Raw genomic sequence first — 16125 nt, forward strand, 5'->3', positions numbered from 1 at the left:
TATCAGCAAATCCCTCCGCTATTCATCCGAACCCAGCGGCGCTATTCTTCTTCTCATCGAAGGCAGCCGCCTTCACCCAACAGACACTGAGAAGGAATGACATCATGAAAACCATCAAAACTTTCGTTATCGCAGCAGCACTCGCCACTGTATCTTTTAGTAGCTTCGCCGCGCAAATCGGTACTGTATCAGCGTCCGACAACACACTGGACGGTCTGGAATCCACCTTCGCCGCTAAAGCCGCTGCCGCCGGTGCAACCTCTTATAAAATCATCGAAGCCGGTGGTCAGAACCGAATTCACGGTACTGCGGTATTGTACAAATGATTTGCTGAATTTTAAGATTTAAGAACAAAAGCCGCTCCTGTTACAGAGCGGCTTTGTTGTTTTTAGAATTTCACCCCGTCACTCTTTCGTTGCCACTTTCAGCAAAATGACACCCGCGAAAATCAGCAAAACAGCGATCACACGCAGCGGATTAAGGCTTTCGCCGAACATCGTGACACCCAGAATAAATGCGCCGATGGCGCCGATGCCGACCCAGACGGTGTACGACGTGCCAAGCGGCAGGGTTTTCATGGCGATCGCCAGTAATACGACGCTGAGCAGCATGAAAAATACCGTGATCAGGCTGGGAATGAGGCGGGTGAATCCGTCGGATTCTTTCATTGCGGTCGACCAGACAACTTCGAAAATTCCGGCTAAAAAAAGATAAAGCCAGGCCATAACACATCCTCAGGAATAACAGTCAGGGTCGTCCCTGAATAATCAGGCTGAGTCTCTGGTCGTCCAGTCAGCGTGTGAAGGCTGATTATAGTGCACCTCACCTTCCCATGACAAAAATCACTCTCCCGGCAAAAACGAGTCTTTTTCAGACTGCAGCGTGATGATCGCCGGGCGGAAAAGCTTTTCTTTTTGTTCGATTTTAAACGCGCGGAAATGTTTGCTCTCGCCGACTTCCGATTCCGGCATCAGCGCTGCGCCCGCAAGGCCGTCGCGGAACATTTCGATCACCAGCCGCGGCTCCGACACTTTCATAATCACGTTCACATCTTTCACTTCTTCATACAAACGGTTAAGCAGCACTTCATACGTGCCCTCGCCGCCCATCCGGTGCAACATAACCAGCGGGAAACCGGATAAATCAGCGAATGTCAGCGTGCGGTCGGGCAGGTTTTCGGCCAGTTCTGTAGAGACGACCGCGACCAGTTTGATCGGCTCAAATTCACGGACATAGAAAGAACGGATATCGCCAGGCGTCTGAATCATCGCCATATCCAGCGCCTTGTTCATCACCAGTTCTTCCAGATGGGTGGATTCAGACACCAGAAGGTTCGGATCCCAGTCCGGATTTTTGCGGTACAGCTCGAGAAATACCGTATTGAAATAGCGCAGATAAAGATAAGAAACGCCGATACGCACGGTACGTTTTTTTTGCGACGCGATATCCACCGCCTGCCGCGTGACGCTGTTGACCTGGCTGAGGATTTCACTGGATTTGCGGTAAAGAAAACGCCCGGCTTCAGTGAGAACCATCTGTTTGGTGGTGCGGATAAACAGGGGCGAACCGATTTCTTCTTCGAGTTCGTGCAGACGTTTTCCGAGCGGAGGCTGTGCGATATTCAGCACTTTCGCAGCTTTACTGATGGAACCCTGTTCCGCGATGGTGCAGAAGTAACGCATTCTTTTCAGATCCATCATTCCCTTCTTTTCATTGCGGCGGTGGCACGCTCAGTATACAAAAAGCCACTTCGCAATGAAGTGGCTTTGGCCGATATTCCTCAGTGAATAAAGAGGCTCCAGTAATGCGAGATGGGCATCACCAGAATTAACGCCGGTAATAAATTTCCTACTGCGATGGATTTGATTCCGCTGATGCGGAAACCGGCGGCGAGCATAATAAAGCCCCCTGCTGCCGTGAAATCCCCCATCATTTCCGCACTGGTCAGCGGAAGTATGAACACTGCCGCCGACGCGATAATAAACTGCACAATCCACTGCGGAATGAAAATCAGCGCCACCGCATAACCCAGCACCGTGGCGAAAATAGCCGCCGTGAACAAGTCCATAATCGCTTTAACGATCAGGATATTCGGATCATGCGTCATGCCTTCGGTCATCGCGCCGATAATACCGGTGCCGCTGGCGCAGAACAGGACAATAATCGCGACAAATTTTTCGGTAAACACGCTCTGATCCATGCCGGTATCAGGCGCAAAACGCGAGGCAATCCCGCGCGCCATATTACCCAGACGGGCAATATAACGTTCCAGATAGAACAGTTCCCCGATTGCCGCACCGAGGATCACCGACAGAATCACCACCGGCATACTGTGCATTTTCACCAGCAGCACGACGCCGAGCGCCATCGAGCATAAACCAAAGGTCTGGGGCAGCGAGGTTCTTAACCGCTCTGGCATTTTGACGCCAAGATAGCCCCCTAACAGGCCGCCCAGGATAATGGCGCCGCTGTTAACAATAGGTCCAATTAACATTTCTACTCCGCAAATTTAGAAGCTGTTTTTATATCGTTGTCACAAAGAATTTATCACTCAGCTTTCGCCCCAGCGTTTAATATTAGCGACGTCCAGATCAAATAAATCCAGAGCGCGTGCCACGCTGTGGTGAATAATATCATCCACGCTTTCAGGTTTGTGATAAAGAGCCGGAACTGGCGGAAAAATAATCCCGCCCATTTCTGTTACCGATTGCATATTCTTCAGATGCGATAGATTCAGCGGTGTTTCCCTGACCATCAGCACCAGCCTGCGCCGCTCTTTTAACACGACATCCGCCGCGCGGGTGAGTAAATTGCTGGTTAAACCATGAGCGACAGACCCCAGAGTATTCATTGAGCACGGCGCAATAATCATTCCGATGGTTTTATAAGAACCACTGGAAACACAAGCCCCAAGATTATTAATGGCGTGAACTTCGTCGGCCAGACAGGTGACATCTTCTCTTTCAATATCCGTTTCCATACTCCGCGTCATTTCGGCACCTTTGCTGATAATAAGGTGCACATCGATATCCCTATCACGTAATATTTCCAGCGTTTTCATTCCATATTGAAATCCTGAAGCACCACTGATCCCCACAATTATGCGCCGTTTACTCATATCAGATCCTTAGTTAATGCTTAACGCCCGTATTAAGTAAAGTCAGGTAAGAATTTCTTCACATCGACTTCTTTAAATTTAGAACGTTCGAAATGCGCTTTCAGATGGAAAGGCACGGTGCAGTCGAAGATCGTTTTGCATGACATCCCTTCCTGCAAAATGCTCGGGCTGTAGGCCGGGTTCTGCGACGGATCAAGCGGATGGCAGCGCACGCCGGGAATGGTCGCGATATCCACGTCGCCCTGGAAGCGGGTTTGCATCGCCCACAGGATGTCGTCGGTGTCGAAAATATCCACATCTTCATCGACCAGAATGACGTGTTTCAGCTCAGAGAAAGCGGCGAACGCCAGCAGCGCGGCTTGTCTCTGACGGCCTTCGTCAACCGGAGAAGCTTTCTTAAATTGAAGTACCGCCAGCAGTTTACCGCCGCCGGACGTGTGGGCATTCACATTCAGCACGCGGCCCGGCATGGCGCGGTCGATCATGTCCAGAATACTGGCTTCAGTCGGAATACCGGCCATGCTGACGTGTTCGCCGCTTGGACCCAATGTGGTTTGCAGGATGGGGTTTTTACGGTGCGTGACCGCTTTCACCTTAATCACCGGCAGCGCGGCTTTCGCTTCGCCGGTATAACCGGGAAATTCAGGCATCGCTTTGCCGGTATTGGTGTTCTGATCTTCACGGACGCGCACGTTGGGCAGCAGTTCGCCTTCGATCACGATTTCAGCGTGCGCAATGGCTTTTTCGTCGATGGAGACGCAGTGCGTCAGTTCAACCGCTTTGCCGCGCAGGGCACCGGCAATGCTCAGTTCGTTGAAGCCGAGCGGCGTGGTCGGCGGCTCAAAGCAGGCCGCAATTTCAATCGCCGGATCGACACCAATGCTGATAGAAATTGGCAGCGGTTTGCCCGCACGTTCCGCTTTTTCACGGAACGCGTCGATATGACGGCCCGGTGTCAGCCACATGGACAGTTCGTCACGGCTCTGGATGCACAGGCGGTGAATGGTAACATCGGACTCTTTGGTTTCCGGGTCAGACGCGTAGCACATGCCCATGGTGAAATATGGACCGGCATCTTCTTCGGTGTTGGTTGGCGCGGGCAGTAAGGTGCGCAGGTCGAAGTTCGGGTCATCGGCCAGATACGTGACTTCCTGACATTGCGCGGTGCCGCGGTCAATAACGACAGGTGCAATGGCGTTTTTCACGGAGTCTTTCAGCAGAAAACCGAGTTTTTCCGGCGCGCAGTTCAGCAGATGGCCGACACGTTCGCGGGTCGACATCAGGCCGGTCACCACACGGACGCCCGGAAAACCTTTGATGTTGTTAAACATCATCGCCGGGCCTTTGCGGGTCGGACGTTCGCAGGTCCCACCGGCACCGACATAACGGTAAACGCCGGACAATTCCGCATGCGGATCGACTTCCACATCGGTACTGACCATTTCGCCTGGCAGGCTTTCAAGGAATTCAATGGCGGAGCGCAGATCGTGCACTTTATTATTTTGAGGGTGGGTTTCTTTCTTAGACATAATATATTCCACGTGATAATGAGAAAGTATTTATTCGACGTGGTCAATATATCGGCCTGAATATCAATCAAAAAGTACCGTTTAAATATACAAGCTAAACCTTTTTGGTTTACGTTATAAAATAAAATTATTATTTAACACTTAGGAATACATAATAATAACTTTATGACAATAAAACAGGATATTAACGCTACGCCGGTCACAGCGTAACGTTAATTAAAATGAAGGGGATTTATAACGGAACGGAGAACTGGAAACACGCGCCCGGTTTTTGCTGTTCAACCAGCCGGATATCCCCGCCGTGAAGCTGCAAAATACGGCGCACAATCATCAGCCCCAACCCGCCCGCGCGGTGTTTGTTGGTGCTGAGAATTGACGGCCGCACAAACAGGCTGTCTTTCAGCTCCGGCGCGATGCCCGGTCCGGTGTCTTTCAGCTGAACCATCACCTGTTCGCCGTTTTTCCACAGTTTAATCTCAATGACGCCGCCTTCCGGCGTGTGGCGGATGGCATTATCCAGCAGGTTCGTCAGCACGCGTTCAATCATACCCAGATCGGCATTCACCAGCGGAATACCCGGCGTGATGTCTGCCAGCAATTTTTGCCCGCGTGTTTCGGTCGCCAGCTCAAATTTCTGGAAAACGTCCTGCACCAGTTCGCTCAGGGAAAACGGCTCTTTCTGCGGCTTCACCACGCCATATTCCAGGCGCGCCAGTTCAAATAATTCCTGCGCCAGACGCCCGACCTTTTTACTTTGCGTCAGGGCGATATTCAGATAGCGCTGCCGGTCTTCGTTGCTCAGATGATCGGATTTCACCGACAGCGTTTCCAGGTAGCCGTGCAGCGACGTCAGCGGTGTCCGCAAATCGTGGGAAATATTGGCGATAAATTCACGGCGCTGCTGATCCTGCACCATCAGGCTTTGCCACTGCTGGTCGATGCGTTTTGCCAGCGCGACAAATGCCTGTTGCAGTTGGGACACTTCATCGCGCGGCGCACCGGCAGGCGCAGGGCTTTTTGCCAGTGCCTGAATAGCCTCCATTCCGCCGCTGTCGAGCTGTGCAACTTGCTGCGTCAGTTTACGCACCGGACGCGTCACCCAGCGGAACGCCAGCGCCCCCGCCAGTAAACCGAACAGCGCCACCAGCCCCATAGAACGCAGCGCCAGCGCAATCGACGACTGGTATTGCGCGTCGCTGGTCAGCGCGGTGTATTCATCACCGAGCAGCACGATATACACGTAACCTTTGGTCACGCCGTTCTCTTTCAGCGGTGCCGCCGAGAACACCTGACGGGTTTGCGGGTCACGCGGATTGTCGCCGTAAACCGGCATTTTCGCGCCCTGTAACAGCGCATTTACCGGCGATAAATCGATTTTTTGCTGTTGAAGTCTGCCCGCTGGTGCCGCGTTGCCGACAATATTGCCGTCTTTATCCAGCAGATACACTTCCACACTCGGGTTCACCGCCATCAGCTGATTAAACAGACCATGCACGGCTTTCGGATCCCAGTCACCCTGGCTGAGCAGCGGATTATTGGCCGCAATCTGCGTCGCCAGATTTGCGGACAGCCGCTGGATCACCGACTGGCTGTACTGATTGCTGGAACGCACCTGCATATAGCCGGAAAGCGCGCAGCAGGCGATCAGCAGCACCGTAAATACCAGAGTCAGTCTTTGTGCCAGCGTGAGATTTTTCATGATTTACCCTTGTGACTCTTCCGCAGAAGAGACGAATTTGTAGCCTTTTCCCCACACGGTCAGAATGCGTTCCGGCTCGGCCGGATTGGCTTCTATCTTGATGCGCAGCCGGTTGATATGGGTGTTCACCGTATGTTCATACCCTTCGTGTTCATAGCCCCAGACCTGATTTAACAGGCTCAGGCGCGAGAACACTTTGCCGGGGTTTTTGGCAAAGAAGTACAGCAAATCAAACTCACGCGGCGTCAGTTCTACCGGCTGATGATTGAGCACCACGTCGCGCGCAATCGGATCGATAACCAGCCCGGCAAAACTCAGCGTCCCGGCGTCCATTTTCAGGTTGCGGCTCATCGCTTCCTGACGGCGGAACAGCGCTTTGACCCGCGCCACCAGTTCCAGCATGGAGAACGGTTTCGCCAGATAGTCATCGGCTCCCAGCTCCAGACCCAGCACGCGATGCACTTCGCTCGAACGCGCACTGATAATGATAATGGGCGTGTAGCGCGTCATGTTGCGGGCGCGGCGGCAGATTTCCAGCCCGTCCACGCCGGGCAACATCAGGTCTAGAATTAAGGCATCCCAGCCGCCTTTTTCCAGATGCGCGACGCCCAGATTGCCGTCCGCCGCATGCGTAATTTCATACCCTTCGTCACGCAGATGCAGGCTGAGCAATTCAGCAATATCCCCGTCGTCTTCAACGATCAGGATTTTTTTCGTTTTATCCATTTTGTTATCCCACCGCGTGGCGTCCTCGTATCGTTTGAGTCTACACAAGCAATGCCCCCTGAGTTATCACATTTTATTTAACTTTGCGTGAGGTCTCGGGGAACAAATCTGCTCAATACTCGCTACATCACAGGGCAGATGGCGGAAACGCATCATGACAATTCATACCGAGTTACCTCAGGTCGCAGGGCAAAAACCGGCCACGGTTCATCCTTTATGGTTGCGTCTGACTCACTGGCTGAACGCGCTGGCGGTGCTGATTATGGTGACCAGCGGCTGGCAGATTTATAACGCGTCGCCGCTGTTTGATTTTGACTTCCCGCGGTCGATTACCCTTGGTGGCTGGCTGGGCGGCGCGATTCAGTGGCATTTTGCCGGCATGTGGTTGTTCGGTTTTAACGGTCTGTTTTATCTGCTGATGAACATTTTTACCGGCCGGATGAAACAAAAATTCTGGCCGCTGACGCCGCGCGGCATTTTCAACGATTTACGTGCAGCCCTGCGTGGCAAGCTGCAACACAACGATTTACGTCATTACAACATGGTGCAGCGCGCCGCGTATGTGTTCGTGATGTTCGACGGCATCGTGCTGGTGCTTTCCGGGCTGGTGGTGTGGAAATCGGTGCAGTTTCCTTTACTGCGCGAACTGATGGGTGGCTTCGACACGGCGCGTTACGTTCACTTTTTAGCGATGGCGTCGCTGGTCGGGTTTGTTGTGCTGCATTTAGTGATGGTGGCGCTGGTGCCAAAAACGCTGATCGCCATGATCCGTGGACGTTAAGGGCTGAATATGAAGAACATTATCAAAAAAAGTATCGTTCAGATTTTCAGCACGTCAGACAGTGAAGCGATTGTGCAGGAAGCCAAGAAACAGATTATCCGCGAACTGGATGCGCCCTCCCGCCGTCTGTTTTTACAACGCGGGCTGACGCTCGGCGGCATCGCCATGCTGACCGGCTGCGACATCAGCGATAACGCCAGTGTGGAAACCGCGCTGGGAAAAATTTCAGGCTTTAACGACCGCGTTCAGGGCTGGCTGTTTGGCTCGACGCGTCTCGCGCCGGTTTATCCGGAATCGATGATGACCCGTCCGTTTCCGTTTAACGCGTTTTACGCCGAAGACGACGCGCCGGAAGTCGACGGGCTGGCCTATCGCCTGAAAATCGCCGGTCTGGCGCTGGATAAACGTGAATGGTCGCTGCCGGCACTCTACAAAATGGCGCAGGTCAGCCAGGTGACGCGGCATATCTGCGTGGAAGGCTGGAGCGCAATAGGCAAATGGGGCGGCGTGCCGTTTGGTGATTTTTTACGGCTGATTGGTGCGGATCTGAGCGCGGAATACGTCAGTTTCAAATGTGCCGACGAGTATTACACCAGCATTGATATGGCCACGGCGCTGCATCCGCAGACGTTGCTGGCACTGACCTATGACGGAGAGATTTTACCGCGTAAGTACGGTTTCCCGATGAAACTCAGGATGCCGACCAAGCTCGGTTACAAGAACCCCAAACACATCGAAGTGATTGAAATTACCAATAAATTCACCGGTGGCTACTGGGAAGATCAGGGCTACAACTGGTTTGGTGGAAGCTAGAACACACGACGACGAACCCAATAAAACCCCACAGAGAAAAGGATTACCCCATGAAAAAGTTAACCGTAATGATGATGTCTGCCTGTCTGATGATGGGCGCAGTGAGCACCACCTACGCCGCTGACGCGATGATGAAAAAAGACACCATGGGTCACATGTCCAAAGACTGTATGAAAAAGGACAGCATGAGCAAAGACTCGATGGCGAAAGACAGCATGGGCAAAGACTGTATGTCCAAAGACAAAATGTCTAAAGACCACATGTCAAAAGACGCGATGAAGAAAGACAGCATGTCGAAAGATGGCATGAAAAAAGATGCAATGAGCCAGTAAGGCGACGGGTCATTTAATTTTGAATAACCGTGCAATAAAAAAGCCGCCTGATGGCGGCTTTCATTTTAAATAGCGCTCATTTTAAATATAAAGGCTCAACGATAAGGCGAATTCAGAGGCACTTCAGCATCAGGTTCATGCGTTATGCGGTTTCGCAAATCACGTCGGATCATTTCAATTGCCCAGAACCAGAAGATATGCCCGACTAACTCAGAAAGATATTCATCAAACGGAATATTCGCCAGCGACGGCGACAGCCCTAACAGCGGGAAGCTAATCCAATGAACTGCAACTGTTGCAATAATACCGGCCAGCGCACCCTGCCATAATTTTACTTTAGGGAATACTTCGGCAACGAGGCAATAACCCACTGCGAAAACCAAAGAAAATATAATGTGGGTAATATGTACGGGGTTAATGATATGTTCTGAAAATTGGTAGACGGTATGCGTCGGGTCTATTCCTAAGTAATCTCTTAAGAAAAGAAAGGGAGGATTGAATTCATCACGACCACCCGAAAAAGTACGGGGAGGTAACGGAACTTCTGCACCCCATTTCACGAAGGCTGACATGATGCCAGCAATAATACCGACAAAGAGAGCAACGCCGTATCTGCGACGTTTAGGCTCCGTTAATGCGAAAAAACCCTTCATTCTGTAGTCCTTTATTGATAAGTGATTCCCTTAAAGAATAATGGCTTATGACGCAAAAATTATGATCTGGATCACGTTTTCATAGGATATGTAAACAACGGTAAATAATTAACCGTTAAAGCTTCCGCGTTACACTAAACCCTTACAATATTAACACCAAAAATGGACATTCAACTTCATCATTCTCAACGATATCATGACCTATGAAATCATAAAGGAATAATAAAATGAATGTTATGTACATAGACCAATCTACGTATCATCAGCAGGGATTATCATCACTTTTGGATGATTTCATTATTGATTGCTATAAAACCGCAGATGAAGCGGCGCGTGTTTTTAATATATCAAACGGAGAATTACATCCAGTGCCATTTGTGATTTTCGATTTGCCCGCACATTTCCTTTCGGCAATCGCGCAAATTGAATACCTGGCCTATATGAAGAGGGAACATGGCGTAAAGTTAATTTTCTTTTCGGATTTCAAGAAAAATCGGGTGAGTTACCATCCTGACCGCATCACAGCAGACTTCTTTATCGATAAAAACCTGCCGTCTCAAACTCTCCTTAACGTAATGAACGGAATTATTAACACGAATAAGAACGTCGAACCCTTTTCAAATCCTGTCAACAAAGCGCTCACTGAAAAAGAAATTATCTTTTTATGTTGTTTATTCGCGAATGGTTCCATTGAAGGTGTCGCGAGAGCCAGCCGTAAAAATCCCAAAACACTCTACAGTTATCAGGCAAATTTGGTTAAGAAACTCAACCTCAGGAACAGTCTTCACCTGTATAAAGCCTTTATCCATAACGATTGAGTCACCCGTTTTTAATGAGTGACTGCATGATTTAAATGAGGTTATTGCGTTGTCGGGGTAAAAATAACTCTGAGCGTTCCGCTATAACGCCCCGCTGTTTTCGACGATAAGATGAAAGAAGGGGTAATTAATTCCATCGGGGCGGGAACACATAATACGGAATTTCTCTGGCCCGGTAAGACGACGCGGCGCAATACCCCTTTATTCGTCCCGCTCCAGACGATCTCACTGCCGTTCTGCACCACCTGACGCCCTTTAGTCAGCGGATTTACCACTTCAACGGAATAATCCAGACGATCTTGCGCCAGATTTTTATTCCCGCCCTGACGATATACAGAGAACAACCCGGTGGCGCGGGCGGGTGCGGCGGATCCTTCGTCCTGAAAAATTAAACTCACCCGGTTGCTGTCCGAATTATTGCCATCATACAAACACATATCCAGAGAGCGAGTGCCTGCCACATTGGTTGTACCGCGTCCGCCGGGGAATATTTTCAGCCCCAGATCCACATTGGCGGCCGCATTACCAAACTCAGGCAGGTAGATCTGCTGATTGCCGTAATCCGTGACTTTAAACGCCAGGGTTGCAATCCAGTCGCCTAACTTTGTCGCATTGGTACAACCGATGCTGATATTCTGGGAATTACCGGTACAGGTTGTTGGCCACTGCATCAGCGACATTTTCAGGGTCGCACTCCAGGTTCCGGCCGAGGGGAATTTACTCAATTCGGACGACGGCAGATAAGCAGAAAAGTCCGTCCCGTCACCACGCGGCGTTACCGCACCCCCGAACGCATTCAGCGGAACCAGGTTGGAAGCTATCACCACGTTATTCAGTGATCTTCGTTTGGTGAGATAAACATTCAGCACCAGCGTCTGTTTCGTGGTGCTTTCTGTGAAAGTCACCGACACGGGGTACGGCGCAGGAGTGGCTTCCAGCCAGACGGGGAACGTCGGGCAGGCCCCGTATGGATTGCTGGTACGTGACTGACAAACCAGCGTATTTCGCCCCCATTTCGGCGCATCATTCGTGTCATAACCGCCGTTTTCGTTTGACCAGATCGGCAGCTGTGCGGGCACGGACATCCGGTCGAAGGTGACCGCCACGCTGGTGTTACGCCCCGACGGCGTAAGCGTTGCCGCCTGCACCTGAACGCCAGTCATCCACCCAACCAGCGCCAGCCCCGCGATAAATCTGAGTTGCATACAAAATCCTTATTGTTGTTCCTGCCGGAAAGACTGTTCACGGGCGAGAGGGACGTCGTCCGCGCGCCGCGTAGCGATCAGCATTTTTGCCTGCTGCTGAACGTTCTGCGGTATTGATGCAAGGCTGATCGCCTCGCAGCCGGTGTCTCCGACGTAGCGCACGACGTCATGGGTACTTTTGACCTTCATTTCACAGCGATACATCTGCATCCCACGCGCCATATACAAATCCTTCATGCGGTGATCGGTTTCAGCGGTAAATCCTCCCTGCCCTAAACCTGACCAGCTGACAACATTGAGCGGAATTGCGTCTTCAAGCGGGGTTTGCTGATTGATCATCAACCTGCCGAGATAGGTGTAACGCGAAACGATATTCACCTTGCCGACCAGCATCCGGCCCGGCGAGATAAACAGCGAGCGGCGTCCGGCACCCTGCGTGATTTCACTGCGCATACCGGCGGTAGATTCCACCGAATCATTGATGCTGATATTGCTCTGCGTGTAAGCCGGAACACTGAACAGCGTGCGGCCGGTGCCGTGCAGGCTTGCGCTCCCCGCGCCGTCTACTGAGACATCCACACGGGTATCACGGCTGTCATCCGTGCTGTCGACGCTCAGCCCCACCGCGGCACCCGGCAGACCGTTGCCCCATTTTCCCCAGTACAGGCCCGATCGTGCCACAGCCATTGAAGAGTTATAGCTGCCGCTGCTGCTAAAGCGCTGGCCGGACGAACCCGAGGACGCCGAACTCACTGCCAGGCTGCCGCTGCCGTATTCGCCACCGGTTTTACCGTAGACCGACGCATTCAGGGTGTTCTCCTGATTACCGTTGAGATTCACACCGATTTCCTGCTGATTCTGCGCATCGAAATACCAGTTCTGCGCCACGTTGTAGCCGACCTGATTTCTATTGCTGCGATCTGACTGATAAGTCATGCCCAGTGAGCTGTAGTTCGAGCGCGCATCAATGGTTGGCGTGCTGACGCGCGAGAGCGAAACCGACAGGAATCCCCCGTTATCACGTTTCATGCCGGTACTGTTGGTGCGCGTAAAAAGGTTGGCGCTGGTATTGATGTTGATACCGTTGAAGCTGAATCCACGCCCGAGCCCTGCCTGCCACGTGTTGGTTTTTGTTTTGCTGTAAATATTGCGGCGGGTCCACACCGGCACGACGTCGTCGTCATCTCGCTGTGCAGGTATCACGTTGCGGCCTTCATTTTCGCTGGCACTGTAACCGGCGTTCACATACCAGCTTTTGACGGGCACGCTGAACATCAGGCTGCTGCTCTGGTAGCACCCGCTGAAACCATATTGTCCGCCGTTGTTGCTGTAGCAATCCTGCGCATAGAGGGCGCTGCGGTAGAAACTGAGAGAGAAACCGTCGTTATAAGAGACTTGCTGGATATTGCCGCGCGAGCCTTCGCTGCCTTTCAGGTAGCTGAAACGGGTCGCCAGAATGCCGTCAAGCAGTGCGTTGTCGAATCCGTGACTCCAGTCGAGAGCGCTTTCGACAAAATGGTTACGGTTGGTCATCGCGACACCGCCGGTCAGCGCAGTCTCAAGATTCAGCGGGATTTTGATCCCCGCCTGAATCACGCGGCGGTCGGCACCATTTTGCGATTCCGCGCCATTACTTTGCCTATCCTGCCCTGGAATAGCGCCGCCCTGCACAAACCACTCAACGTTTTGACTGGTGGAACTGCCTGTCCGGCTGAAAGGTACCTGCTCAGTGCGCGAAAGCTGATTGTCTTCATACACGCGCAGCGTCACGGTGTAACTGCCATTGGGAAACGCCGTGGTGTCGAGGTTTTGCGTGCCCGCATTCAGGTAAAAAGTGCCCAGGAGTTGCTGATCACGATAGGCATCAATGCGCGACGGACGGGTAATAAAGACCGTCACCGGCGTACCCTGTGTGGTCTGAGTACTGTTAACCCAGGCCAGCGTGGAACCCACGCGCGCGCCTTCGATAGTGCTGAGCGGCAACTGGCTTAATGTGATGTTTCCGCCAGCGTTGCTGAAAATGTCCCGCGAATCCATGCGTCCGGCCTGGACGTAGTAACGCTTGCCCAGATCGCGGCGCAGAAACGCGTTATTGAAGCGAACTTCCTGATGATTTTGCTGACGGTATTTCTGCGCAAGGTAATCCCAGTCAACACCGGCATAGCTGTTTTGCGTCAATCCCAGTGCGCCCGCGCCTTGCAGGGATAACGACTGGTCACCGCTGTTGGTCACGAAATTGATATTTTGCTGATGAATAAATGCCGCTTCGGTTTCAGCGGTCTGTTCGTAATACGGCGAGGCATTGCCTGCGGAAAGGGGAATAAATTCCGGGCCAAGGAAGAGCGCAACTTTGGCATTATTTTCGTCATAGATAAGCGCGACGGTATCGGTGTCCAGATAGTCACATCCGGCCACCCCGCCGTTACTGCTGCAAGCCAGATTGCCGTTGCGCGCCAGAGGTTGACGGATCAGGCCGTCTAAGCGCTTTTCCTGCTGCGGGTTCTTCTGATAATGCTGCATGACCGCGCGGGCGATCTCTTCCGGTTTCAGGAAGGTGACGGTATCGAGTGAAACAGTGGCTTCGAAAAGTCCGAGCGATTGTCCGTAGACAGAAAGATTGACCCACAGAGTCTGCCCGGTGACCAGCGATTCAAAACCCGGCGGGACCTGCGTCGCTGCGCGGACAGAAAGAGAGGGGATCAGGGTAATGAAAGAGGCTATTAAAACAACGCGAATATTGACCTTCATTACAGCGTCCTGCTGAAAAGAATAATAAGGGGGCAGACCGCCCCCCGTAATAATCGATCAGGCAATCCGGGCAATCAACTCTGCGTCGTTGCCTGTGTAATTAACAGGCTGACCACGCCGGAATAGGTACCGGTCGTCAGAGGCGCGAGGGTTGTCTGAGAAATTTTCAACGGCAGGATTGAGGAGCCATTGGTGTTACCCGCCGGGAACAAGTTAGCGTAAGTAAAAGGCGTCGGCGTTGTTGTGATCGTTTTAAGATCCGCACCCAGTGTCACTTTCAGCGGCACAGCCGTGCCGCTGGTAGCTTCGTTTAACTGCGCAGCACTCACCAGCGCAACGTTAATGTTCGCAGTGGCTGAATTTGACCAGATCTTGGTGTTGAGTGAATAGGTAGACAAACCCCGGCCCGGAATATATTGCATAGTAATTGTGCCCGGTAATGCAGTGCCGTCCGCCTGTGTCATATCCACTGTGGCATCGACGTTGGCATTAACAGTAATATCTTTCTGCACAGCCTGTGCATTAAATGCAGCCGTTAATACTGTCGCGATGAAAAGTGGTTTAATTAATTTTTGCATTTGTAGCTCCATGAAAATCCATGTAATGGTCTTAAATGACCGTGTCGTCGGTGATGAACCGTCTCATAACAAACAGGTTGTTATTCCCTTAGAACATGCTGGCCGTATTCTCAATAGCGTACTCATTCAGGCTTTTCGAGTTCTGATCAACATATTTAATTCTTATTTCATGTGCTGAATTTAATTGCGCAGGCGTCCACGATTTCAATATCAGAGTTTCGTCCGGGTAGACCGTGGTATGTTCTTTTTTCCACTGGCAACTCCCGCCCGTACTCCCCTGCGGGCAGATCCCCACCTCACGAATAACAATGCGCACTGTGCCGGTATTTTTTACTTCACTGCCCGTTAACTGACGCAAAGATAACACCGCATTCTTTGGCAGAATATGCACAAGTACGCCCCAGACTAAATTGATACCGACCTGATTGGATATTTTATTATCCTGCCCGGATTTATCTTTCAGCTCATCGGGCGAACCGACAGCCTCAAAATATACACGCCAGGCCGTTTCCTTTTCCGGCGGTTGTAACGAGATCAGACGAATAATCCGTTGTGACCCCGAAGCCAGTGCAAATTTGTCCGGCGTGGTAATCAGCGAGGGTGAAACGGCATCCTTAACCCATATTTCCTTTTCAAAGGGGGTCGCAGGGCGTTCGATTTTCTTAATGCTGACTTTAATAAACTGCGCCTCACCGCTTTGGGATAAGGTTTGAATCTGCGCTGCGCCCTGGTTATTTAGCGTCACTTCCATCGGATAGACACTCATATTTGCGCAGGCAGCATTGATGCCTAAAAAAGTCATGGGTATCAGTGAGAAACGCAGTATCCCGGCAATCTTTTTTTTACAAAATTGCCCAAGAGAAATGTTGTGGCGCAGGGACTGATGACGTGACTCATCCATGATAAATCCTTATAAATTCCATTAAAAAACGTGCCGGCAATTCCCTCTCCAGAGGGTTCTGCCTGTTTACCCGGACTTCTGAATCCGCGGGAATAACCTGGCGATAAGAAAATTCTCACATGGCGTTTGTTAAGTCACTGTCCATTTTTGTGGTTAATTTTTTTAGAGGGAATAACCGAAAAAAACCTCCTGCAAGAAAACCAACATAACTCGATGAAACCATT

At 51.4% G+C, this 16125-nt stretch carries 17 protein-coding genes; 5 read left to right on the forward strand and 12 right to left on the reverse strand.

The features are described from left to right. Positions 1-104 precede the first annotated feature (104 nt). On the forward strand, positions 105-326 hold the full coding sequence (locus BV494_RS22815) for a YdgH/BhsA/McbA-like domain containing protein (protein WP_104925084.1): 222 nt from the start codon (positions 105-107) through the stop codon (positions 324-326). Between the two features lie 78 nt (positions 327-404). On the opposite strand, the gene BV494_RS22820 is transcribed toward BV494_RS22815, so the two are convergent. From BV494_RS22820 to BV494_RS22850, 7 genes are all read right to left on the reverse strand, one after another. Then, positions 405-725: a DMT family transporter gene (locus BV494_RS22820; protein WP_104925085.1), complete on the reverse strand. Its 321-nt coding sequence runs from the start codon at positions 723-725 to the stop codon at positions 405-407. A 117-nt stretch (positions 726-842) separates the two neighbouring features. Next, positions 843-1700: a LysR family transcriptional regulator gene (locus tag BV494_RS22825; RefSeq protein ID WP_226790103.1), complete on the reverse strand. Its 858-nt coding sequence runs from the start codon at positions 1698-1700 to the stop codon at positions 843-845. A gap of 80 nt (positions 1701-1780) precedes the next feature. After that, entirely contained in the window at positions 1781-2494 is a 714-nt protein-coding gene (locus BV494_RS22830; protein ID WP_104925087.1) for a DUF554 domain-containing protein, read from the reverse strand. Between the two features lie 57 nt (positions 2495-2551). Beyond that, complete coding sequence (locus tag BV494_RS22835; RefSeq protein ID WP_104925088.1) at positions 2552-3118, reverse strand: UbiX family flavin prenyltransferase; 567 nt, start codon at positions 3116-3118, stop codon at positions 2552-2554. A 32-nt stretch (positions 3119-3150) separates the two neighbouring features. Then, entirely contained in the window at positions 3151-4647 is a 1497-nt protein-coding gene (locus tag BV494_RS22840) for a UbiD family decarboxylase (RefSeq protein WP_104925089.1), read from the reverse strand. Between the two features lie 232 nt (positions 4648-4879). Then, a complete protein-coding gene (locus BV494_RS22845; RefSeq protein ID WP_104925090.1) occupies positions 4880-6346 on the reverse strand; it encodes a sensor histidine kinase in 1467 nt (488 codons plus the stop codon). 3 nt (positions 6347-6349) lie between these two features. After that, positions 6350-7072 carry a response regulator transcription factor gene (locus BV494_RS22850; RefSeq protein ID WP_104925091.1) on the reverse strand — a complete coding sequence of 241 codons (723 nt, stop codon included), beginning with the start codon at positions 7070-7072 and terminating at the stop codon, positions 6350-6352. Positions 7073-7226: 154 nt separating this feature from the next. Here BV494_RS22850 and BV494_RS22855 point away from each other — a divergent pair, with 154 nt between their 5' ends. From BV494_RS22855 to BV494_RS22865, 3 genes are read left to right on the forward strand one after another with little or no spacing between them, the layout of a single operon-like run. Then, complete coding sequence (locus BV494_RS22855; protein ID WP_104925092.1) at positions 7227-7853, forward strand: cytochrome b/b6 domain-containing protein; 627 nt, start codon at positions 7227-7229, stop codon at positions 7851-7853. 9 nt (positions 7854-7862) lie between these two features. After that, positions 7863-8666, forward strand: coding sequence for a molybdopterin-dependent oxidoreductase (locus BV494_RS22860; protein WP_104925093.1), 804 nt, complete (start codon positions 7863-7865; stop codon positions 8664-8666). Positions 8667-8716: 50 nt separating this feature from the next. After that, positions 8717-8998, forward strand: coding sequence for a pentapeptide MXKDX repeat protein (locus BV494_RS22865; protein WP_104925094.1), 282 nt, complete (start codon positions 8717-8719; stop codon positions 8996-8998). Positions 8999-9093: 95 nt separating this feature from the next. Here BV494_RS22865 and BV494_RS22870 read toward each other — a convergent pair whose 3' ends face one another. Then, positions 9094-9651, reverse strand: coding sequence for a YagU family protein (locus BV494_RS22870; protein ID WP_104925095.1), 558 nt, complete (start codon positions 9649-9651; stop codon positions 9094-9096). Positions 9652-9878: 227 nt separating this feature from the next. Between BV494_RS22870 and BV494_RS22875 the strand changes: the two genes are divergently transcribed. Beyond that, entirely contained in the window at positions 9879-10469 is a 591-nt protein-coding gene (locus tag BV494_RS22875; protein ID WP_104925096.1) for a helix-turn-helix domain-containing protein, read from the forward strand. Between the two features lie 41 nt (positions 10470-10510). Here the strand turns inward: BV494_RS22875 and BV494_RS22880 are convergent, their stop codons facing one another. The 4 genes from BV494_RS22880 to BV494_RS22895 form a co-directional block, all read right to left on the reverse strand. Further along, positions 10511-11674 (reverse strand): CblD like pilus biogenesis initiator family protein, encoded by a 1164-nt coding sequence (locus BV494_RS22880; RefSeq protein ID WP_104925097.1) that lies wholly within the window; start codon positions 11672-11674, stop codon positions 10511-10513. 9 nt (positions 11675-11683) lie between these two features. Beyond that, entirely contained in the window at positions 11684-14422 is a 2739-nt protein-coding gene (locus BV494_RS22885; RefSeq protein WP_104925098.1) for a TcfC E-set like domain-containing protein, read from the reverse strand. A gap of 74 nt (positions 14423-14496) precedes the next feature. Continuing rightward, on the reverse strand, positions 14497-15000 hold the full coding sequence (locus BV494_RS22890; RefSeq protein ID WP_104925099.1) for a CS1 type fimbrial major subunit: 504 nt from the start codon (positions 14998-15000) through the stop codon (positions 14497-14499). A gap of 88 nt (positions 15001-15088) precedes the next feature. Further along, the gene (locus BV494_RS22895) at positions 15089-15901 is read right to left on the reverse strand and encodes a fimbrial protein (protein WP_104925100.1); all 813 of its coding nucleotides are present in this window, start codon (positions 15899-15901) and stop codon (positions 15089-15091) included. Positions 15902-16125 lie beyond the last annotated feature (224 nt).

The organism is Rahnella sikkimica, assembly GCF_002951615.1.
GTDB lineage: Bacteria > Pseudomonadota > Gammaproteobacteria > Enterobacterales > Enterobacteriaceae > Rahnella > Rahnella sikkimica.